The organism is Lysobacterales bacterium (genome assembly GCA_016721845.1).
GTDB lineage: Bacteria > Pseudomonadota > Gammaproteobacteria > Xanthomonadales > Ahniellaceae > JADKHK01.
This window is the reverse complement of record JADKHK010000003.1, coordinates 333,033-353,399: the sequence shown is the minus strand read 5'-3', so window position 1 is coordinate 353,399 and position 20,367 is coordinate 333,033. Positions and strand designations below refer to the sequence as shown.

Below are 20,367 nucleotides of genomic sequence, written 5' to 3'. Positions count from 1 at the left end.
TCGCGCCGCATGCTGCCGACCTCGAGCGTCCCTCCGTGACGCTGCCCCGTCGCGGAGCGATCCATGTCATCTACCTCATCCCTCCGGGGGCGTTATCGACCCGTGCTCGCCCTCGCGGTCGTCTTCCTGCTGCTTTCGTTCCTCACCCGACTGACGCTGCTGCTCGCGGTCGGCGACAAATACGCCGAGACCGTCACCGAGTGGCCCTACATTTTCGGCATCGGCGCAGGATACGACGTGCTCGCGTTCCTCTACTTTGCTTGGCCGCTCTTGCTCTGGCTGTCGTTCGCACCCACCCGATGGCTGACCAGTCGCATCGGCCAGATGCTGCATCTGCTCTTGTGCTGGGGCCTGGTCGCAGTATTGATGTTCGTCGCCGTGGCCGAGTGGACCTTCTGGGAGGAGTTCCAGACACGCTTCAACTTCATCGCGGTCGACTATCTCGTGTACACCACCGAGGTGCTCGGCAACATCCGCGAGTCCTATCCCGTCGGCTGGATTCTCGGCGGTCTCGCGACGAGCTCGCTAGTCGTGATCGTGGCCGGCCTGAGGTTCTGGCGCGTGGCGGACGATGCATCGACCCGAGTCGGCCGCGCCGGTGTCGTCGCCGGGTGGCTGGTCGCGACGGTGGCCACCGTCGGCCTGGTCAGCGGCGACATGAAGGACCGCGGCCAGAACCAATACGCGGTCGAGCTGGCGGGCAACGGCATCTATCAGTTTTTTTCCGCCTACCGCAGCAGCTCGCTCGACTACCGACGCTTCTATCGAACACTGCCCCGGGACGAGGCGTATGCGGTGGCGCGCCGTTCGCTGGCTACCCCGGATGCACATTTTGTCGCCGACGACCGCTTCGACATCCGCCGCGACATCCGCAATGCCGCGCCCGAGCAGCGGCTCAACGTGGTGCTCATCAGCATCGAGTCGTTGTCCGCCAGCTATTCCGGCACCTACGGACGGCCCGATTCGTTGACGCCCGAGCTCGACCGTCTCAGCGCTGACAGTCTGGTCTTCACGAAGCTCTTCGCATCCGGCACGCGTACGGTGCGTGGCCTGGAGGCGCTCGCGCTGTCGGTGCCGCCGACGCCGGGCGAGTCGATCGTCAAGCGGCCCGGCAACGAGGGCTTGTTCAGCCTGGCCGAGGTGTTCAACAGCAAGGGCTACAGCTCGACGTTTCTGTACGGCGGCTACGGTGCCTTCGACAACATGAACTATTTCTTCGGTCACAACGGTTACGCCGTGGCCGATCGTTCCGATATTCCGAGCGACCGCATCCATCAGGCGAACATCTGGGGGGTGGCCGACGAGGACCTGTACTCGCTGGCGATCGACACGTTCGACCGACTCAGCGGCGAGCGCAAGCCGTTCTTCGCCCACCTGATGACGACCTCGAACCACCGCCCGTACACGTTTCCGACCGGTCGCGTCGATCGACCGCAGGGGGAACGCAACAGCGCGGTGGCGTACACCGATTGGGCCGTGGCCGACTTCCTCCGCCGCGCGCGCAGCAAGCCCTGGTTCGACGACACGATCTTCGTGATCACCGCCGATCATTGCGCGTCCAGCGGCGGCATCGCCCGCCTGCCGGTGTTCCGCTACCACATTCCGATGTGGATCTATGCGCCCAAGCACATCGCGCCGGGGCGCGTGAACCGGATGATGGCCCAGATCGACATCGGCCCGACGGTGCTGGGTCTGCTCGGCATGGACTATCGCAGTTCGTTCTACGGCGTCGACCTGTTCCAGCTCCCGGAAGGTCGCGAACGTGCACTGCTCGGCAACTACCAGCGCCTCGGCTTCCTCCGCAACGATCAGCTCGTCGAGCTCGCGCCGCATCGCGAGGTCGTCAGCGTCCGGCCCGACTACGAAGAAGACCGCCCGCAGCAGAGCATCCCGCTCGATCCGCAATTCGCACTGGAAGCCGTCGGCTATTACCAGACCGCCAGCGATCGCTTCCGCCGCGGACTGATGCGCATGCCGACGCCGCCCGCGCCGCCCGACAATCACGTCGTGCTCGCTCCCTGAGATCGGGTACGGCGTGCGCGTGGCCCGGTTCCGCACCGGTCTGCGTGAAACGTGGTGGAGACTTCCTCCATCAGGATCACGCCCATGTTGCGTCAAACGCTCCGCTGCATTGCCCTCGCTGTCCTGTGCCTGTCCGCGCCGTTGCGCGCGGCCGACTACTGTGTCGCAAGCGCGAGCGAGTTCGTCACCGCGCTGACCGCTGCGGCCGCCAGCAACGAGGACGATACGATCAAGCTGGTCGGAACGACGATGTCGCTCGCGGCCGCAATCGACTTGACGGTCAAGGGCGACCTCACGCTGCGCGGCGGCTACGGCAGCGGTTGCCCGTTCATCCTGCCATCGGGCGGCATGACCACGCTCAATGCGACGAACACTGCCCTCCAGCTCGGCAAGCCCAGCGGCGACCTGACGCTGTCACGACTGCGCTTCTCGGGATTCAGCATCGTCCGCGTGTCGGACAGCAGCTGGGCCTCGGCGGTCATCAGTGGTCGCGTGCTGGTGCAACGGTCTGCCTTCGACGGCAATGGCACCGGCCTGCTGGTCAGCACGAGCCACCACGATCTGCGCATCGAGAACAACCTGTTCAACGCCAGTACCGTGGACAGCGGCAACGTCCTCAGTGGCGCCGGTCTGACGGTGTCGATCAATCCCGGGGCCGTCGCCGACATGGCGGTTGAAATCGTCCACAACACGGCGGTGGGCAATCGCTACGGCTACTCGATCTTCACCGGCGGCGCGGTGCCACCGGTCATCAGCGCATTCGCGAACAACATCGCCCACGACAATCGCTCGCAGGACCTCGTATTGCGCATTCCGGTCAAGGCCAACAACAACCTCTGGCAGACGCTGAGCGTGGCCGGCGACGGCGCCCTCGCGGCGGGGTCAGCGAATAATCTCGCGTTGAATCCACAGCTTGACGCCAGCTACCGACCGATCGTGCCGAGTGCGCCGGTGATCAATGCCGGCACCAGCTTCCCGCAGGGCGGCTTGCCGTCGTCGGACCATGGCGGCGCGGCGCGGCGAGTCGGCACGCGCCCGGACATCGGCGCCTACGAAAGCAACGTCAACGATGCGGCCGTGCTGCAGGTGACAAATACCAACGACAGCGGCGCCGGATCGCTGCGTCAGGCGATCCTCGACGCCAACACCAATCCGGACACGAAGACGATCGAATTCAACATTGCCGGCACCTGTCCGCGCGTGATCGCACCCGCAACCAACTTGCCGACGATCACGTCGCCGGTGTCCATCCTCGGCTACTCGCAGCCGGGCAGTGCACGCAACAGCGACGCCGTCGCGTTCAATGGCACGCTGTGCGTGGCCCTGGTCGGCAACGGCGCACGGACGACCGGCCTGCACCTGCTCACCGGCGCGGACGAGACGATGTCGGTCGAGGGCCTGTCCTTCAACGGATTCATCAGCGAAGGCGTGAAAATCTCGGGTTCCGGCATCGGCGAGGTGCGCGGCAACCTCTTCGGCGGCAATCTGAGCGGCGTGATCCTGCTCGAACCCGGGTTCGAGGATGCAGCGATCCGAATACAGGATGCGGACCGCAGCGTGGTCGGCGGCTACGACATCGACGAACGCAACGTGATCGCGCGTGCCGCGCAGGCCGGCATCCGTCTCGAGGGCGGCACGGCGGCACGCATCGTTCGCGGCAACCTGATGGGCTTCGATCCGACCGGCACCATCGCCCGCGGCAATGCCGTCGGCATTCGCATCGCCGGCGGCTATGCCGATGACATCAATCGCAATCGCATCGGCTTCAGCGATACCCACGGCATCCTGGTCGAACCGGGGAGCACGGCACAGAAGCTGCGCATCCAGAGCAACCGGATAGGGTTGACTGCCACCGACGCTCCAGCCGGCAACGGTGGCAATGGCCTACGCATCAGCGCCGGCAGCGAGCATGTCGTGAGCGGCAACACGGTGCGCCACAGCGGCACTGATGGCCTCGTCGTCCTGAGCGCGGCTCGGCGGGTCAGCATCGTCGCGAACTACATCTCCGACAACACGCTGCAAGCCATCGATCTGTCGCCGGATGGCGTCAATCCGCTGAACCTGGATGTCGGCGCGACGGGTGCGAACGATGACCAGAACCGTCCGGAAATCCTCGACGTCACCGGAAACCGACAAGGCGCAACCGCGATCGGACGACTGTCCAGCGACAACGGCCGCTACGACATCGCGTTCTACAAGACGCCGGAGTGCGACGCCGACGGGTACGGCGAGGCCGGTGCCTTGATCGGCCATACCGTCGTCGACATTGTCTCCGCGACGCCGCTGGCGAATGGCCTGGCCACCTTCGTGGTCGGGTTCGATGGCGACGCCGACCTCGGCGGTGCAGCCATTACCGCCATCGCGACCGACGACGAGGGCAACAGCAGCGAAGTCTCGGGCTGCAACCGGATGATGTTGCGCGACGGCTTCGAGTAGACCGCTCGGGCACGGCGGTGTGGCACCGGACGGAGCCTCTACACTGTCGCCATGTCCCTGACCGATTCCCTGCCCCTGCTCGATGCACTGAGCCTGCCTTTGCTGCTGCTCGATCGCGAGCGCCGCATCCTGGCGCCGAACGCGGCGTTCTGCGCCTGGACCGGCGCCGGTGCGCGGCGCTGGAGCGGCATCGCGGTTCGTGAGTTGGGCGGCATCGGGGCGCAGCTCGATGCCGCGCTGTTGCGCTGTACGCACGAACATCAAACCCAGCGCTTCACGAATGCCCTGTTCCAGCCCAAGCCCGACCTCGAACTGCGTGCGGATGTCATCTGCACCGCGGTCGTCAATGGCGACGTCGCCTATGCGATCGAATGGCATCGCGCCGCCGATCTGCCGGAAGCCGAACGCGCCGCGGCCTTGCCCAATGCGCTGGCGGCGACCTTGAAAGGCCTGGCGCACGAGGTACGCAATCCGCTGGCCGGCTTGCGTGGCGCCGCGCAGTTGCTGGCACGGCGCATCCACGACGCCGACTTGCGCCGCTACATCGACGTGATCGATGCCGAGACGCAACGACTGGCCGATCTGGTCGAACGCCTGCTCGACCCGCATCCGCAACGACCGTTCGCGGCGCTGAACATCCACGACGTGCTCGAACGCGTGCGCGCGCTGGCCGAAGCCGATGCCGGCTGGAGCGCGCGCATCACCCGCGATTACGACCCCAGCTTGCCGGAACTGCTCGGCGACCGCGACCGGCTGATCCAGGCGATGCTGAACCTGGTGCGCAACGCGCTCGAAGCCGGCGCCAACGAGGTGCGGCTGCGTTCGCGCGCCGAACATGGCGTGGTGATCGGCGAAACCACGCATCGCCTGGCCTTGCGCATCGACGTGATCGACGACGGCCGCGGCATTCCCGAAGCGCTGGCGCCGCGCGTGTTGTTGCCGCTGGTGTCGGGGCGCGCCGAAGGCAGCGGACTCGGGCTGGCCCTGGCCCAGGAAATCGCGCGCGAACACGGCGGCGGCCTCGGCTTCGTCAGCCGTCCCGGCCATACCGTTTTCACCTTGTTGCTGCCTTATGAGCGCGACTCCGGCGACAATGCGGCATGAGCGAAGTCTGGATCCTCGACGATGACCGCTCGGTGCGCTTCGTGCTCGCCGAGTCGCTGCGCGATGCCGGTTACCGCGTGCGCGACTTCGACAACGCGCGCGCGGCCCTGAGCGTGCTCGCCCACGCCGAGCCCGATGTCGTGTTCACCGATGTGCGCATGCCCGGCACCGACGGCTTCCAGTTCCTCGATCTGCTCAAGCGCAGCAAGCCCGACGTGCCAGTGATCGTGATGAGCGCCTATACCGACATCGCCAGCACCAGTGCGGCGTTTCGGGGCGGCGCCTTCGACTTCCTGCCCAAGCCCTTCGATCTCGATGCCGCGACGCGCTTGGCGCAACGTGCGCTCGCCGGTGCTGCGCCGACAGCGGAGACGGCGCCGCCCGGCGACGAGACGATGTCGCTGCTCGGCGAATCGCAGCCGATGCGGGAATTGTTCCGTTCCATCGGGCGGGTCGCCGCCACCCATCTGAACGTGCTGATCACCGGCGAGACCGGCACCGGCAAGGAGCTGGTCGCGCGCGCATTGCATCAGCATTCGCTGCGCGCGCGCGGCCCCTTCCTGGCCCTGAACACCGCGGCGATTCCGGCCGAATTGCTGGAATCGGAGCTGTTTGGCCACGAGGCAGGCGCATTCACCGGCGCGCACAAGCGGCACATCGGCCGCTTCGAGCAGGCGCAGGGCGGCACCTTGTTCCTGGACGAAATCGGCGACATGCCGACCGCACTGCAGACGCGCCTGCTGCGCGTCCTCGCGGAGGGCGAGTTCTACCGCGTGGGCGGACGCGAGCTGATCCGCGTCGATGTGCGCGTGATCGCGGCGACGCATCAGGATCTGGAAGCTCGTGTCGCGCACGGCGAGTTTCGCGCCGACCTGCTCCATCGCCTCGATGTCGTGCGTCTCGAATTGCCGCCGCTGCGCGCACGTCGCGACGATATTCCGCTGCTGGCGCAAAGTTTTCTCGATCGCGCGGTGCGCGAGGCGCGCGTCGAATCGAAGCGCTTCAGCGCCGACGCGATGGCCAAGCTGAAGGCGCATGACTGGCCCGGCAATGTCCGGCAGCTCGAAAACCTGTGCCGGCGTCTCGCGGTCGTGACGGCCGGCCGCGAGATCGGCGTGCATGAACTGCCGGCCTTCCTGACCGATCCGCAGATCGCGGCGGCAAGCCGTTCCCGCAGCGATCTGGCGCCGGGAGCGGCCCTTGGTCGCGGGGGTGGTGATGCCGACTGGCCGGACGTCTTGCGCCATGCCATCCAGCAGGCGATCCGCCAGGGCAGGCCCGGCGTGTTCGACGAGGCCCGCGAACTGTTCGACAAGACCTTGCTCGAAGCCGCGCTCGAACTGACGCGCGGCCATCGCGTCGATGCCGCGCGTCTGCTCGGCATCGGCCGCAACACCATCACCCGCAAGCTAGGCAGTTCGCGCAACCGGCGGGGATAGTGCGGTCAGCGGCGACTACGCCGACACCGCAAGGCTTTCGCGGTGATAGATGCGCGCGGCGATCGCGGCGGCGACGCTGGCGATGGCCAGTCCGCTGCCGATCAGGACCGCCCATTCGGTGCCGCTGATGGCTTCGGCACGGACCAGGCGCATGATGGCCTGGTGCTGCGCGAGCAGCGGCACCGCGAACATCCACAGCTGCGCCTTGATCGGCACCACCATCATGATCATGGTCGGAATCAGCGGGATCATGGTGAACAGGCCGAGCCAGCTCTGTGCTTCGCGATAGCTTTTCGCATTCGCGGCGATCAGGGTCTGCAGCGACGAAGCCAGCAGGATCACCGGACCCAGCGCCAGCAGCAGTTGCAGGAAGACCGACGGGCCGAGGTTGAACTTCAGTCCGAGCTTGGTCAGCGGCATCTGCGGCAACAGCACGGCGAACGCAATCAGCGTCAGCAGCAGAGAGCCGATCGCGAAGGCCGAGGTTGCGCACAGTTTGCCGAGCATGATCTTGCCGCGCGGAACCGGCGTCGCCAGCAGCGGCTCCAGCGATTGCCGCTCGCGTTCGCCGGCGGTGGTGTCGATGGCGAGATACATGCCACCCATGAAGGCGCCGAGGATCAGCATGTAGGGCAGGAAGGCGAGGAACTGTGCGCCGCGGGCGACATCCGAGGCCTGATCGCGATCCACGATCGCCAGCGGACGCACGACCAGGGATTGATCCCGCGTGCCACCAGGCGCAGCGCGCCGACCTGCTGTCCGTAGGCGGTCAGCGCGTCCTCGACGCGGCGCCGCGACTGCTCGGTGTCCTGGCGCGAACCGTCGTAGATCAACTCGACCTCGGCCGGCTCGCCCTTGCCCCAGGATTCGGCATAGTCCTTGCCGATGCGCAGGATCACTTCCTCGTCCTGGGCCTTGATCGCGGCAACCGGGTCCTTCGGGCCATCCTCGATCTTGATGTTGCGCGTGCCGATGAAGGCCACCAGGTTCGGCGCCATCTCGGCGCCGATCACCGGAAGCTCCAGCGGCTTCTCGGCGCGTCCGAGTTCGCGCGTCATCACCGTCGAAATCAGCACCGAGAACAGCAGCGGGCCGAGCAGCGGACTGACGATCAGCGCGTTCATCACCGTCTTGCGGTCGCGCAGGTTTTCCAGCACTTCCTTGCGGAAGATGGTCCAGATTGGCGATTTCATCCGAACAGTCCCTCATCAGTACCGATCGCCTTCACGAAGGCGTCTTCGAGATTCGCTTCACCGGTCTGCGCACGCAGCGCATCCGGTGAGCCCTGGGCAACGACCTTGCCTTTCGCGATCACCACGATGTGGTCGCAGAGTGCGCCGACCTCCTGCATGATGTGCGACGAGAACAACACGCAGCGGCCTTCATCGCGCAGCTTGTGCAGGAAGCCGCGCATCGCCCGCGTCGACATCACGTCGAGCCCGTTGGTCGGTTCGTCGAGGATGACGTTGCGCGGATCGTGGATCAGCGCACGTGCAATCGCGGTCTTCACGCGCTGGCCCTGCGAGAAGCCCTCGGTGCGGCGGTCGGCGATGTCGTGCATGCCGAGCGCCGCGATCAGCGCATTGCTGCGTTCATCGCCGACGCGGGCATCGAGCCCGTGCAGATCGGCGAAGTAGCGGATGTTCTCGCGTGCCGTCAGGCGCTTGTACAGGCCGCGTGAATCCGGCAACACGCCGAGGCGGCGTCGCACTTCCACGGTCTCGGTCTGCGCGTCGAGCGCATCCACCAGCACGTGGCCATGGTCGGGCTTCATCAGCGTATAGAGCATGCGCAGCGCGGTCGTCTTGCCGGCGCCATTCGGTCCGAGCAGGCCGGTGATCTTGCCGTCCTCGGCCGTGAAGCTGATGCCATCGACCGCCTTGACGGTGCCGAAGGCCTTGTGCAAATCGCGTACTTCGATCATGGCTTACGGCCCCCAGCCATTGGCGTTCAGGAAGGCCGGAATCACCGGCATGGCATCGAGGCAGCTCGCGTCGAGTGCCTTCGCGTCGGTCTTGTCGATGAACTCGGCGGCCAGCTTGGGCATGCATCCGGCGGTGAGCACGATGTGGCCGCGCCCACGCACGACCAGATGACGGCCGTTGCGATACCCCTTCGCGGCTTCGTCGCCATAACGCGGCGGCGTGACCGGATCGAACTCGCCCGAGAGCAGCAGCACCGGCACGTCGCTGGTGATCGGATCGTGGAAGTCCTTGGGACGCTCGCCCTTCGGCCAGCCGGCGCATTGCGCCTGCATGCCGGTGACCATGTCGGTGCCGAGCAGGCTGTCGGCGTCGGCCGGATCGACGACGAAACCGTCGTTGTCCTCACTGCAGATCACGCTGAGTTGCATGCCGTGCATGATCGACTCGCCGAGATCGCCGAGGATCATGTCCGACTGCGCCATCAGGGTGTCGAAGCGGCCTTCGGCGGCCTCGTTCAGGGCATGCGGCAACAATGCGGCGGCTTCCGGCGAATACGCGAACAGGCGCACGGTCGAAGCGAGATGGCCGAATGTGAAAGCGTCGTCGCGCACCGCCCAGCTCTTGCTGTCGCGGTAATGCACCGGTTGCTCGGCGCTGCGCAATTGCAGCTTGAGTTTGGCCAGATCCTCGGCAGGATCGCCATAGGCCTTGAAGCAGGCCGCGTCGTCGCGACAGCGCTTGAAGATCGATGCCAGCGCCGACTCGAGGTTCTTTGCATGGTCGTTGCCGAGGGCGAGTGTCTGTGGGGCTACGCCATCGAGAATGATGCTGCGGATGCTGTCCGGGTAGTAGCGCAGGTACGTCTGCGCCGCGCGGGTGCCGTAGGAGCCGCCGACGAGGTTGACCTTGGCGGCCCCGAGCGCCTTGCGCACCGTATCGAGATCGCCGACTGCGACCGTGGTCGTGTAGTAGCGCGGGTCGGCATGGTCGGACAGCTGCCGGGCACACTTCTCCGCGAAAGCCTTCTGCGCCTCGGCGCTCGCGTCCTCTTCGGCCGAGAACGCGCTCTCGTCTTCCTCGCCCTTGCAGATCAGCTTGTTCGAACCGCCGGTTCCACGCTGGTCGACCAGGATGATGTGGCGCTTCTCGCGCATGCGTTCGAAGCCGACTGCGGTGGCCGGGAAACTGTCGAGTGCCGACTGGCCCGGGCCACCGGCCAGGAAGAACACCGGGTCCGGTTCGGGGCTGGCCGTCTTCGCCGGCACCAGGGCGATGCGCAGGTCGATCTTGCGACCTTCCGGCGCGGCCGGGTTTTCCGGCACCGAGAGCGTGGTGCATTGCGCACCGAGCACGTCGGCAATGGCCGGGTTCTTGAGATCGCAGTCCGCGAACACCAGCGAACCGATGGTCCGCTTCGCGTTCACGTCCGCTGCGCTCAATGCCATCGCGATTCCGATCGCGACGGCGCAATACGACTTCATCATCATCATCCTCCTCGGGATGGCGCGCATCCTAGGGGAGTGCGGCAAAGATTGCCGAGTGACGTTTGTCAGTCGAGCTGGTTGACGCCGGACTCAGCGCGAGCTGACGTATTTCTCGCGACGGATCGCCGGCACCGGCAGGCCAAAGGCCTTCAAGGCCTCGAAGCTGGCGTCGACCATGTTCGGGTTGCCGCAGAGGTAGGCGATATCGCGCGCGGCATCCGGCGTGAATTCGGGGAAGGCTTGCTGGACGTAGCCGCTGCGATCGTCGCCGCGCGCGGTTGCCCGTGCTTCGCGCGACAGGCAGGGCACGTAGCGGAACCACGGCTGCGCATCGGCAAACGCATCGAACTCGTTTGCGTAGAGCAGGTCGACCGCCGAGCGCGCACCCTGCAACAACACGACTTCGATCCCGCGTTCGCGATGGTGGCGCAGCAGTTCCGGCAGCATCGCGCGGTAAGGCGTGACGCCGGTGCCGGTGGCAACGAGCAGGTAGCGCGCGTTCCGGTCGGTATCGAACAACACGAAGCGGCCGTAGGGACCGCTCGCCTGCACCGTTTCTCCGGGTGCCAGCGCCGACAGCAGTTTCGTTGCGGCACCGCCGTCGACATAGGACACGGCGATCTCGATATGCGCTTCCTGGTTGTACGGATCGTTCGCGACTGTCGCCACCGAATAGCTGCGCTTGGTCGGCTTGCCGTCGTCGTACTCGAAATGCACCTGCAGGAACTGCCCGGGAATGAACGCAAGCGCGTTGCCGTCGGCGCGGTCGAAGGCGAGATGGCGTACCGTCGGCGCGAGCATGTGCGCACGCGCCAGTCGCAACACGAATTGTTCGGCCATGGGTGCACTCCGGAAGGGGCCGCGATTCTAGCCGCTGTGCTAGCCTCGCGCGCCGAAATCCGGAGCGGTGCATGACAGAGTTGGCGCTATCCATCCGCGGTCTGCAGAAGACCTATGACAATGGCGTGGTCGCACTGCGCGGCATCGATCTGGACGTGGCCGCCGGTGATTTCTTCGCCTTGCTCGGCCCGAACGGCGCCGGCAAGTCCACCACGATCGGCATCATCACCTCGCTGGTGCGTCCGACCGCGGGCAACGTCAAGGTGTTCGGGCACGATCTCGGCACGGCGCGCGAGCACGCCCTGTCCTGTGTCGGCGTGGTGCCGCAGGAAATCAACTTCAACCAGTTCGAAAAACCTTTCGACATCGTCGCGAACCAGGCCGGTTTCTATGGCTTGCCGCGCCCGCTCGCGCGCGAGCGGGCCGAAAAATACCTGAAGCAACTCTCGCTCTGGGACAAGGCCGAGGTCGCGGCACGGACCTTGTCGGGCGGCATGAAGCGGCGCTTGATGATCGCTCGCGCGATGGTGCACGAGCCGCGCCTGCTGATCCTCGACGAACCGACCGCCGGCGTCGACATCGAGATCCGCCGCTCGATGTGGCAATTCGTGCAGGGCATCAATGCCGCCGGCACGACCGTGATTCTCACCACCCATTACCTGGAAGAAGCGGAAAGTCTGTGTCGCAACATCGCGATCATCGACAAGGGCACGATCGTCGAAAACACCGCGATGAAGACGCTGCTGGCCAAGCTTGATCGCGAATCCTTCATCCTCGACCTGACCGATCCGATCGACATCTGCCCGGACATCGGCATCGTCCACTTGAAGCGTGTCGATGCGACCACGCTCGAAGCCGACGTGCCCAAGGGCACCAGCTTGAACGAGTTGTTCGACGCGCTCGCGAAGACCGGCATTCGCGTGCGTTCGCTGCGCAACAAGGCGAATCGACTGGAGGAATTGTTCCTGAGCCTGGTGGAGCGCGGACAGGGAGGTGCGAAATGAACGCGGCCGGCAACTGGGTGGCACTGAAGACCATCGTCTTCCGCGAAGTCAATCGCATCCTGCGCATCTGGGGCCAGACCCTGGTGCCGCCGGCGATCACGATGACGCTGTACTTCGCCATCTTCGGGAACCTCATCGGCGGTCGCATCGGCGAGATGCACGGCATGCGCTATATCGATTTCATCGTGCCCGGCCTGATCATGATGTCGGTGATCCAGAGCAGCTACGGCAACATCGTGTCGAGCTTCTTCGGATCGAAATTCCAGCGCTTCATCGAGGAATTGCTGGTCAGCCCGACCCCGAACTGGGTGATCCTGACCGGTTACGTACTGGGCGCCGTTGCGCGCGGCGTGATGGTCGGCGCGATCGTGCTGGTGGTGGCGATGTGCTTCACGCGCATCCAGCTGCACCATCCGCTGGTGACCCTCGCCACCCTGCTGCTGACCTCGGTGATGTTCGCATTCGCCGGCTTCATCAATGCCGTCTATGCGAAGAAGTTCGACGACATTTCGATCGTGCCGACCTTCATCCTGACGCCGCTGACCTATCTCGGCGGGGTGTTCTACAGCGTCAGTCTGCTGCCGCCGTTCTGGGAAAAGGTCTCGCACCTGAATCCGGTTCTGTACATGGTCAATGCCTTCCGCTACGGACTGCTCGGTGTCAGCGACGTGCCGCTGGCGACGGCCTTCGCGGTGATGGTCGCAGCGACCATCGCCCTGGGTGCGTTGTCGATGCACCTGCTGGTGACGGGCAAGGGTTTGCGGGCCTAGGCGGCCAGCGTCGATACTTGCAGGCGTCCGGTCAGCGGGGAGGCTGCCGGCACGGTCCGATCCATCCATCCTCTGGGGTCATCATGTCGAAGTCGGTGTTGTCCGCGGCCTTGTCCGCGTTGTGGTTGCTGTCGTCCCCGTTCGTCGTCGCACAGGCGCAGGAGTCCACCGATGCGGCGGCGCAGTTGCGTGAATTCAACGCTTCGCTGCAGTATCAACGCGGTGACGTGCCAGTCGCGGCAGCGCACGCCACGCTGCACCTCGACGGCGGCTTTCGCTTCCTGCCACCAGCCGATTCGCGCCGCGTGCTGGAACAGCTCTGGGGCAATCCGCCCGATGACAGCGTGCTCGGCATGCTGGTTCCCGACGGGCTGGAGGTCACCGACGAGCGCAGCTGGGCCGTCGTGTTGACGTACTCGGACGACGGCTACGTGTCCGACGAGGAAGCCGCGAAGATCGACTACGGCGATCTGCTCAAGACCATGCAGGAAGAGACGGCGTCCGCAAACGACCAGCGCGAGAAGGCCGGCTACGGGCGTGTCGATCTGGTCGGCTGGGCCAGCCCGCCGCGTTACGACGCCGACAAGAAGAAGCTGCACTGGGCCAAGGAACTCGCGTTCGGGGGCGCCGAACAGCACACGGTCAACTACGACATCCGTGCGCTTGGGCGTGGCGGCTATCTGAGCCTCAATGCCGTCGGCGGCATGGGCGATCTCGCGAGCATCCAGCAGGGCATGGGTCGCGTGCTGAACATGGTCGAGTTCGATGCCGGGCATCGTTACGCCGATTTCAACGACGATACCGACAAGGTCGCCGGCTATGGGCTCGCCGCCCTGGTCGGCGGTGTTGCGGCCGGCAAGATGGGCTTGTTCGCGAAGCTCGGCGTGTTGCTGCTCGGCTTGAAGAAGTTCGCGGTGTTCCTGGTCGTCGGTGCGGCAGCCTTGCTGAAGCGCCTGTTCGGCAAGAAGGACGGCAACTCGGCCTAATCCGCCAAGCGAAAGAACCGCTGCGCCGTCGCGACGCTGTTCGCGGCGGTGACGGCGGCATCTTCACCGCGGTCACGCGCGATTTCCGCGCAGATGTGCGGCAGGAAGGCGGGCTCGTTGCGGCGATGGCTGGGTTTCGGTTTCAGCGTGCGTGGCAGCAGATAGGGCGCGTCGGTTTCGATCATCAGGCGGTCGGCCGGGATCAGCTTCACCAGTTCGCGCAAGTGCTGGCCGCGACGTTCGTCGCAGATCCAGCCGGTGATGCCGATGTGGAAACCGCGGTCGAGATAATCGACAAGCTCGTTGCGTTCTCCGGTGAAGCAATGCACCACCGCGGGCGGCAGGCGATCACGCAGTGCATCGAGGATGGCGATGAAGTCGGCATGTGCGTCGCGCTGGTGTAGGAACAGCGGTTTCTGAACGTCGAGCGCGATCTGCAGTTGCTGCTCGAACGCAAAGCGCTGCGCGTCGCGCGGGGAGAAATCGCGGTTGTAGTCGAGACCGGTTTCGCCGACCGCGACCACTTCGTCATGGCACAGCAAGTCGCGAAACAGCGCATCGACGTCGCTGTCGTATTCGTGGGCGTGGTGCGGATGCAGGCCCGCCGTCGCATACAGGAAGGCCGGGTGCGCTGCGGCCAGTTGCTGTGCTTCGACGCTGCCGCTGCGCGAGGCGCCGGTCACGATGATGCGGTCCACCGACGCCGCGCGCGCGCGCGCCAGCAGGGCGGGCAGGTCGTGGCTGAAACTTTCGTGGGTCAGGTTGGCGCCGATATCGATGTGCGTCATGGGGCACCAGTGCTGAACGGGCGCGCGAGTATAGTGGCGCGGTTAACCACGGATTCAGTGCCGGCGCCGCATCGTGCGCCGTGCCACCAAGGAGCTTTCGATGAAACGTGTCGCCGCCCTCGCCCTCGTTCTTGCCTCGGCGTTCGACGCCCAGGCCTACACGCCCGCCTCGGGCTTCTGGCTGAACCCGAATGAATCGGGCACCGGCATCGCCATCGAGATCGAGGACAAGACCCTGTTCATGGCCGCCTACGTGTTCGATGCGCAGGGGCGCTCGACCTGGTTCACCAGTGCCGGCAACCTGACCACCAGCGTCAGTGGCGGTGCCACTTATTACAACGTCTACAACGGCACGCTCAGCGGTTTCGCGAACGGGCAGGCGATCGGCGGTCCGTACTTCTTCCCGCAGATTCTGACCAATGCCGGTGGCCCGGTGCAGATCGTGTTCAATCCGAACGACGAGTCGAAGGCGACCCTGACCTGGGGTGGCCGTACCCTGCCGATCGAGCGGCTCGACTATTACGGTGGCTTCGGCGCAGCGGATCGGGAGATCCAGCGCATGATCGGCGAGTGGTCGGTCGTCGTCGACCTGCATTCGCGTGGCGGCGACTACGCGGTCTATCCGTATTACGGTGACGTGCTGATCTTCGATCTGATCAACCGCCAGCCGACGCCGGACTTCTTCGAAGGTTGTCGCGCCGACACGTCCCTGATCGGTCGCTGCACCACCAGTGCCCTGACTTTTCACGATGCGGCGGGCTACTACGACGCCACCCGTGACGAACATGTGGCCGTGGTGACCGACGCGATTGCCACTTCGGGCAGCCCCGCCCTGTACTGGGCCTACTACCTCGACGTGAACGTGTCCGACTTCGAGGGTGTGGTCGAGCTGTACTTCGGCAACGAAACCGCAGGCGACGGCCCGTACTATCCGGTGCGCGGTAATCGTTCGGGCAGTCGCAGTTTCGTGCTCGACAATGGCGCCGGTCCTGCGCTGGCCGAGGACGATGCCAAGCGCGCCGTGGCGTCACGGTCACTGGCCAAGCAGATCATGGCCCAGAATGGCGGCGTGATGCCGGAGGGTCTGAGTGCCGAAGAAGTGCAGTCGCGCTACGGCATCGACGTGAAGGCGCATGCCGCCAAGGTGCGCGAATTGCAGGCCACGCTCGGCAAGTAAGGCGCGACAGGCGCCTAAATCAGGCGTTGGTGGATGGCCTTCAGCACCGCACGGGTGCGGTCGCCGGTCTGCAGCTTGTCGAGGATGTCGCTGACGTAGTTCTTGACCGTGCCGGTGGCGAGGTCGAGGCTGCGCGCAATCTCCTTGTTCGAATGCCCGGCGGCCATCAGTCGCAGGACCGAGCGTTCGCGCTCGGTCAGCTCCGGCGCGCCATCGGTGCTCGACGATGGCGGACGCGGGCGCTCGACCAGCGTGATTGCGGGCGACAGGCTCGTCGTGGTCACCGGCTGCAGCAATGATTCGCCGCGAGCGACGCGTTCGATCGCAAGCTTCAGTTCCTCGGGCGACACGTCCTTGAGCAGAAAGCCGTTCGCGCCGGCGTCGACCGCGGCGCGGAACAGGGCGTCGTCATCGAAGGTGGTGAGCAGGATGCAGGGCGTGTCGCGGCCGCGCGCGCGCAGCATGCGCAGTGCATCGATGCCGCTGGTGCCGGGCATGCGAATATCGCTGACGATCACGTCGACGGCCGTGGATTCGAGCGCGACCAGGAGTTCGTCACCGTTCGCGGCTTCGATGACCACGGCGATCCCGGGCTGGGTCAGCAAGGCTTTCAGGCCTTTGCGAACCAGCGCCTGGTCGTCGGCAAGCGCGATGCGCAGGTTCATGCCGGCAGCACCACGTTCAAGGTCGTGCCTGGCGAGGCGTGCTCGATCGTGAGCTCGCCGCCCTGTTCGTCGATGCGCTCGCGCATGCCGGTCAGGCCGTGGCCGGCGCGGATCGGTGCACGTGTGCGGCCGTCGTCGGCGATCCGAAGGTGCAGGCGGTCACCGTTGCGACGCAGGGACACGACCACGCGCTCCGCCTCGGCATGGCGCACGGCATTGGTGATGCCTTCCTGGACCACGCGCACGAGGGTCTGTGCAAGATCCAGCGATTCGACGCGTAGCTCGGGGTCGAGGTCGATCTGCACCTGCGGCTTGCGGAACGGGGCGGCCAGCGAATTCAGCGCACGCGCCAGATCGATGCCGTCGTCGCTGCGCATTTGTCGCACCACGCCGCGCAGGTCACCTAGCAATTCGTCCGCGAGTTGCGTGCATTGCGCGATCTCGTCTGCGACACCGCCGCTGTGTTGTTGCTGCAAGGCGCGCAGATTGAGCTTCAGCGCCGTCAACTTGTGCCCGGCGACATCATGCAGTTCGCGCGACAGGCGCAGGCGCTCCTGGTCGCGTGCACCCTCGGCAAGCAGGGTCCGGGTCGCGATCAACTCGGCATTGATCGCGCGCAGTTCCGCGGCACGCTGTTCGGCGTCGGCGGCGATGCGTGCCATCAGTGCCGCGAAGGCCTGGAAACCGATCTGCATGATGATGCCGAGAAGCGCATCCGCATCCCAGCCGAAGCGGGCGATGATGCCGTAGAGCAGGACATTGCTCGCGAGCATCCACAGCACGAGGCCACGCAGCGGCCACAACGATGCGGCCTGGGCGACGACGACGACGCACAGGATCGGCGTCGACCACACGCGCGTACTCGCGATCAGGGCCAGTGCGCTGAGGCCCTGAACCATCAGTGCGACGGTGCTCGCGACGCCGCGCAGTCGGCCGCTAAAGTTCGCGATCAGGCCGACGACGAACAAACCCAGCAGCAGCAATGACCCGATCGCCGGCACGCCGGTGCGGGCGACGCCGAAGTCCTGGCGTGCGAGATCGACCGCGATCGCGATCCAGGTGATGTGTGCGGCCAGGTTCAACGGTTCGAGTTGCTGGCGCAGCCAGTGCAGTGAGGCATGCGGGTTCATGGCGCCAGCGTCGCGGCGTTGTGTCGTCGATGCAAGCCGATATGACCTCTGGCAGGTCGCGACATGACCGTTGGCGTCTGCCGCAACCGGCGCAGCAACGCGACCATGGCCGCCACTTCGAGGAGGACGCCATGGACCTGTACACGTTCGCGAAATTCCTGCATATCGGCGCCGGGACCACGGCGCTGATCGGGTTCTGGAGCGCCGGCATGGCGCGCAAGGGCGGTGCACTGCACGTCCGTGTCGGGCAGATCTATCTCGCGGCAATGACCGTGGTGATGGTCACCGGCCTGATCATGGCCGCGACCCTGTTCGCACGCGGCAAGGTGGTGTCGGCGAGTTTCCTGAGCTATCTGATCGTCATCACCGCGGCCGCGAGCTGGAATTCCTGGCGCGCCATCCGCGACAAGCGCGACTGGCAGCGGTTCAGCGGTCCGATGTTCCGCGTGCTCGGTGCGCTGAGCGCGCTCAGCGGCCTCGCCATTTTCTGGCTCGGCTACGTGCGCGGCATTCCGCTGTTCATGGGCTTCGCCTTTGTCGGCATCGGCGTCGGCTTCGGCACCTGGCGTGACATCCGCCGCGGCCCTGAGGATGCGAAATGGTGGCTGCGCCAGCACTACCGATCGATGATGGGCAATGGTGTGGCCACCCACATCGCCTTCCTCGGTCTGGGCCTGCCGCGCCTGCTGCCGGAATTGGCCGGCAGCACCTTGCAGCTGATCAGCTGGTTCGGTCCCATCGCCGTGGCGTTCGCTGCGGCCTTGTACTGGGATCGTCGATATCCGCGACGTGCGACACCGGTCGTGGCTCAGCCGAGTTCGATCCACGCCGGCGCGTGATCGCTGGGGCGTTCCCAGGTCCGTGGCACGCGGTCGATGCCGACGGATTGCAACGACGCGCGCAAGGCCTCGCTGATCAGCACGAGATCGATGCGCAGTCCCAGATTCCGGCGGAACGCGGCCTGGCGATAGTCCCACCAGGAGAATTGGCCGGGGCTGTCGTCCTTCAAGCGGAAGCTGTCGTGCAGGCCGAGGGCGAGGATGCGTTTGAGGGCGTCGCGCTCCGGCTTCGAGCACAGCACTTGCTCGTGCCACGCTTCCGGATCGTGCACGTCGCGGTCATCGGGTGCGATGTTGAAATCGCCGAGCACGACCAGCTTCGGATGCTTCGCGATCTCGGCGCGCAGCCAGTCGGTGACCGCGGCCAGCCAGTCGAGCTTGTAGCGATACTTGTCGGAACCGACTTCCTGGCCGTTCACCACGTACAGGTCGACGATGCGCAGGTCGCCGACGGTTGCGGCGAGCACGCGTCGTTGTTCGTCGGCGAACCCGGGAATGTCGGTGACGATGTCGGTCGGCGCCGCACGCGCCAGGAGCGCGACCCCGTTGTAGGTCTTCTGGCCGGAGGCGATGGACTCATAACCGAGCGCGCGAAGTGCGTCGACCGGAAACGCCTTCGTCTCCATCTTGATTTCCTGCAGTGCGACGATGTCCGGCTTCGACAGGGCCAGCCATTCTTCGAGGTGCGGCATGCGCACCTTCAGCGAGTTGACGTTCCAGCTCGCGATCTTCATGCCTTCAGCCAGCGCGCGGCTTCGACCGCGTAATAGGTCAGGATGGCGTCGGCACCGGCGCGTTTCATGCTGGTCAGGGCTTCGAGCGCGCAGGCGCGTTCGTCGATCCAGCCGTTCTGGCCTGCAGCCTTCAACATCGCGTACTCGCCACTCACTTGATAGACCATGGTCGGCGCGCCGAAGGCATCCTTCACCCGGCGCACGATGTCGAGGTAGGGCAGGCCGGGCTTGATCATCACCATGTCGGCGCCTTCCTGCAGGTCGAGTTCGACCTCGCGCAGGGCTTCGTCCGAATTGGCCGGGTCCATCTGGTAAGTGTATTTGTTGCCCTTGCCGAGGTTGCCGGCGGAACCGACGGCGTCGCGGAACGGGCCGTAGAACGCCGACGCGTACTTGGCCGAATAGGCGAGGATGCGGGTGTTCGGAAAGCCGTTGTTCTCGAGTTCGGCGCGGATCGCGCCAATGCGGCCGTCCATCATGTCGCTGGGGGCAACCACGTCGGCACCGGCTTCGGCATGCGACAGCGCCTGCTTCACCAGCGCGGCGACGGTGATGTCGTTCAGGACGTAGCCCTGTTCGTCGATGAGGCCGTCCTGCCCATGGGTGGTGAACGGGTCGAGCGCGACGTCGGTGATCACGCCGAGTTCCGGGAAGCGCGACTTCAATGCACGCACGGCGCGTTGCGCCAGACCGTCCGGATTCCAGGCTTCGACGCCGTCGAGCGACTTCGCTTCGGGCGGCGTCACCGGAAACAGTGCGATCGCCGGGACGCCCAGAGTCGCGGCTTCCTCGGCACGCGCCAACAGCACGTCGATCGACACGCGTTCCACGCCGGGCATCGAAGACACGGCCTCGATGCGATTCTTTCCCTCGTGCACGAAGACCGGCCAGATCAGGTCGTTCGCGCTCAATACGTGCTCGCGCATCAGTCGGCGCGAGAAGTCGTCGCGACGCATGCGGCGCAGTCGAGTATTCGGAAAGCTCATGGTGGACTCCGGTGCGGGCTGCGATTGTCCCAGCAGGC

The 20,367-nt window shown here is 65.6% G+C and carries 19 protein-coding genes; 9 read left to right on the top strand and 10 right to left on the bottom strand.

Going from position 1 to position 20,367, the window contains the following annotated elements:
* Positions 1-63: 63 nt before the first annotated feature.
* The 4 genes from IPP28_01835 to ntrC all read left to right on the top strand — a co-directional run bounded on the left by IPP28_01835 (position 64) and on the right by ntrC (position 7,001).
* Complete coding sequence (locus tag IPP28_01835) at positions 64-2,022, top strand: sulfatase-like hydrolase/transferase (GenBank protein MBL0039795.1); 1,959 nt, start codon at positions 64-66, stop codon at positions 2,020-2,022.
* Between the two features lie 84 nt (positions 2,023-2,106).
* Positions 2,107-4,458 carry a right-handed parallel beta-helix repeat-containing protein gene (locus IPP28_01830; protein MBL0039794.1) on the top strand — a complete coding sequence of 784 codons (2,352 nt, stop codon included), beginning with the start codon at positions 2,107-2,109 and terminating at the stop codon, positions 4,456-4,458.
* 51 nt (positions 4,459-4,509) lie between these two features.
* Positions 4,510-5,562 carry a PAS domain-containing sensor histidine kinase gene (locus tag IPP28_01825; GenBank protein MBL0039793.1) on the top strand — a complete coding sequence of 351 codons (1,053 nt, stop codon included), beginning with the start codon at positions 4,510-4,512 and terminating at the stop codon, positions 5,560-5,562.
* A complete protein-coding gene (gene ntrC, locus IPP28_01820) occupies positions 5,559-7,001 on the top strand; it encodes a nitrogen regulation protein NR(I) (protein MBL0039792.1) in 1,443 nt (480 codons plus the stop codon). The genes IPP28_01825 and ntrC overlap by 4 nt, the downstream gene beginning before the upstream one ends.
* A 15-nt stretch (positions 7,002-7,016) precedes the next feature.
* Here ntrC and IPP28_01815 read toward each other — a convergent pair whose 3' ends face one another.
* From IPP28_01815 to IPP28_01795, 5 genes are all read right to left on the bottom strand, one after another.
* Entirely contained in the window at positions 7,017-7,709 is a 693-nt protein-coding gene (locus IPP28_01815; GenBank protein MBL0039791.1) for an ABC transporter permease, read from the bottom strand.
* Positions 7,622-8,194 (bottom strand): hypothetical protein, encoded by a 573-nt coding sequence (locus IPP28_01810; GenBank protein MBL0039790.1) that lies wholly within the window; start codon positions 8,192-8,194, stop codon positions 7,622-7,624. Before IPP28_01810 ends, IPP28_01815 begins: the two co-directional genes overlap by 88 nt.
* A complete protein-coding gene (locus tag IPP28_01805; GenBank protein ID MBL0039789.1) occupies positions 8,191-8,925 on the bottom strand; it encodes an ATP-binding cassette domain-containing protein in 735 nt (244 codons plus the stop codon). The genes IPP28_01810 and IPP28_01805 overlap by 4 nt, the downstream gene beginning before the upstream one ends.
* Before the next feature lie 3 nt (positions 8,926-8,928).
* Positions 8,929-10,410, bottom strand: a complete 1,482-nt coding sequence (locus tag IPP28_01800; GenBank protein ID MBL0039788.1) for an alpha/beta fold hydrolase — start codon at positions 10,408-10,410, stop codon at positions 8,929-8,931.
* A 90-nt stretch (positions 10,411-10,500) separates the two neighbouring features.
* Positions 10,501-11,250, bottom strand: a complete 750-nt coding sequence (locus IPP28_01795) for a ferredoxin--NADP reductase (protein MBL0039787.1) — start codon at positions 11,248-11,250, stop codon at positions 10,501-10,503.
* Positions 11,251-11,321: 71 nt separating this feature from the next.
* Between IPP28_01795 and IPP28_01790 the strand changes: the two genes are divergently transcribed.
* From IPP28_01790 to IPP28_01780, 3 genes are all read left to right on the top strand, one after another.
* Positions 11,322-12,254 (top strand): ABC transporter ATP-binding protein, encoded by a 933-nt coding sequence (locus tag IPP28_01790; protein MBL0039786.1) that lies wholly within the window; start codon positions 11,322-11,324, stop codon positions 12,252-12,254.
* Positions 12,251-13,024 carry an ABC transporter permease gene (locus tag IPP28_01785; GenBank protein ID MBL0039785.1) on the top strand — a complete coding sequence of 258 codons (774 nt, stop codon included), beginning with the start codon at positions 12,251-12,253 and terminating at the stop codon, positions 13,022-13,024. The genes IPP28_01790 and IPP28_01785 overlap by 4 nt, the downstream gene beginning before the upstream one ends.
* A gap of 83 nt (positions 13,025-13,107) precedes the next feature.
* On the top strand, positions 13,108-14,010 hold the full coding sequence (locus IPP28_01780; GenBank protein ID MBL0039784.1) for a DUF2167 domain-containing protein: 903 nt from the start codon (positions 13,108-13,110) through the stop codon (positions 14,008-14,010).
* Here the strand turns inward: IPP28_01780 and IPP28_01775 are convergent.
* The gene (locus IPP28_01775) at positions 14,007-14,798 is read right to left on the bottom strand and encodes a TatD family hydrolase (GenBank protein ID MBL0039783.1); all 792 of its coding nucleotides are present in this window, start codon (positions 14,796-14,798) and stop codon (positions 14,007-14,009) included. The genes IPP28_01780 and IPP28_01775 overlap by 4 nt on opposite strands.
* A gap of 100 nt (positions 14,799-14,898) precedes the next feature.
* Between IPP28_01775 and IPP28_01770 the strand changes: the two genes are divergently transcribed.
* A complete protein-coding gene (locus IPP28_01770; protein ID MBL0039782.1) occupies positions 14,899-15,975 on the top strand; it encodes a hypothetical protein in 1,077 nt (358 codons plus the stop codon).
* A 14-nt stretch (positions 15,976-15,989) separates the two neighbouring features.
* On the opposite strand, the gene IPP28_01765 is transcribed toward IPP28_01770, so the two are convergent.
* A complete protein-coding gene (locus IPP28_01765; protein ID MBL0039781.1) occupies positions 15,990-16,640 on the bottom strand; it encodes a response regulator transcription factor in 651 nt (216 codons plus the stop codon).
* On the bottom strand, positions 16,637-17,770 hold the full coding sequence (locus IPP28_01760; protein ID MBL0039780.1) for a sensor histidine kinase: 1,134 nt from the start codon (positions 17,768-17,770) through the stop codon (positions 16,637-16,639). The genes IPP28_01765 and IPP28_01760 overlap by 4 nt, the downstream gene beginning before the upstream one ends.
* Before the next feature lie 131 nt (positions 17,771-17,901).
* Between IPP28_01760 and IPP28_01755 the strand changes: the two genes are divergently transcribed.
* Positions 17,902-18,609 carry a hypothetical protein gene (locus tag IPP28_01755; GenBank protein MBL0039779.1) on the top strand — a complete coding sequence of 236 codons (708 nt, stop codon included), beginning with the start codon at positions 17,902-17,904 and terminating at the stop codon, positions 18,607-18,609.
* Here IPP28_01755 and xth read toward each other — a convergent pair.
* Positions 18,579-19,343, bottom strand: coding sequence for an exodeoxyribonuclease III (gene xth / locus IPP28_01750; GenBank protein MBL0039778.1), 765 nt, complete (start codon positions 19,341-19,343; stop codon positions 18,579-18,581). The two genes, IPP28_01755 and xth, sit on opposite strands and share 31 nt — an antisense overlap.
* Positions 19,340-20,329, bottom strand: a complete 990-nt coding sequence (hemB, locus tag IPP28_01745; GenBank protein MBL0039777.1) for a porphobilinogen synthase — start codon at positions 20,327-20,329, stop codon at positions 19,340-19,342. Before hemB ends, xth begins: the two co-directional genes overlap by 4 nt.
* Between the last annotated feature and the right edge of the window lie 38 nt (positions 20,330-20,367).

Bases quoted from the DNA above. Each gene is read 5' to 3' on its own strand.
- IPP28_01835 (MBL0039795.1), top strand. From the start codon at position 64: ATGTCATCTACCTCATCCCTCCGGGGGCGTTATCGACCCGTGCTCGCC.
- IPP28_01830 (MBL0039794.1), top strand. From the start codon at position 2,107: ATGTTGCGTCAAACGCTCCGCTGCATTGCCCTCGCTGTCCTGTGCCTG.
- IPP28_01825 (MBL0039793.1), top strand. From the start codon at position 4,510: ATGTCCCTGACCGATTCCCTGCCCCTGCTCGATGCACTGAGCCTGCCT.
- ntrC (MBL0039792.1), top strand. From the start codon at position 5,559: ATGAGCGAAGTCTGGATCCTCGACGATGACCGCTCGGTGCGCTTCGTG.
- IPP28_01810 (MBL0039790.1), bottom strand. From the start codon at position 8,194: ATGAAATCGCCAATCTGGACCATCTTCCGCAAGGAAGTGCTGGAAAAC.
- IPP28_01805 (MBL0039789.1), bottom strand. From the start codon at position 8,925: ATGATCGAAGTACGCGATTTGCACAAGGCCTTCGGCACCGTCAAGGCG.
- IPP28_01800 (MBL0039788.1), bottom strand. From the start codon at position 10,410: ATGATGAAGTCGTATTGCGCCGTCGCGATCGGAATCGCGATGGCATTG.
- IPP28_01795 (MBL0039787.1), bottom strand. From the start codon at position 11,250: ATGGCCGAACAATTCGTGTTGCGACTGGCGCGTGCGCACATGCTCGCG.
- IPP28_01790 (MBL0039786.1), top strand. From the start codon at position 11,322: ATGACAGAGTTGGCGCTATCCATCCGCGGTCTGCAGAAGACCTATGAC.
- IPP28_01785 (MBL0039785.1), top strand. From the start codon at position 12,251: ATGAACGCGGCCGGCAACTGGGTGGCACTGAAGACCATCGTCTTCCGC.
- IPP28_01780 (MBL0039784.1), top strand. From the start codon at position 13,108: ATGTCGAAGTCGGTGTTGTCCGCGGCCTTGTCCGCGTTGTGGTTGCTG.
- IPP28_01775 (MBL0039783.1), bottom strand. From the start codon at position 14,798: ATGACGCACATCGATATCGGCGCCAACCTGACCCACGAAAGTTTCAGC.
- IPP28_01770 (MBL0039782.1), top strand. From the start codon at position 14,899: ATGAAACGTGTCGCCGCCCTCGCCCTCGTTCTTGCCTCGGCGTTCGAC.
- IPP28_01765 (MBL0039781.1), bottom strand. From the start codon at position 16,640: ATGAACCTGCGCATCGCGCTTGCCGACGACCAGGCGCTGGTTCGCAAA.
- IPP28_01760 (MBL0039780.1), bottom strand. From the start codon at position 17,770: ATGAACCCGCATGCCTCACTGCACTGGCTGCGCCAGCAACTCGAACCG.
- IPP28_01755 (MBL0039779.1), top strand. From the start codon at position 17,902: ATGGACCTGTACACGTTCGCGAAATTCCTGCATATCGGCGCCGGGACC.
- xth (MBL0039778.1), bottom strand. From the start codon at position 19,343: ATGAAGATCGCGAGCTGGAACGTCAACTCGCTGAAGGTGCGCATGCCG.
- hemB (MBL0039777.1), bottom strand. From the start codon at position 20,329: ATGAGCTTTCCGAATACTCGACTGCGCCGCATGCGTCGCGACGACTTC.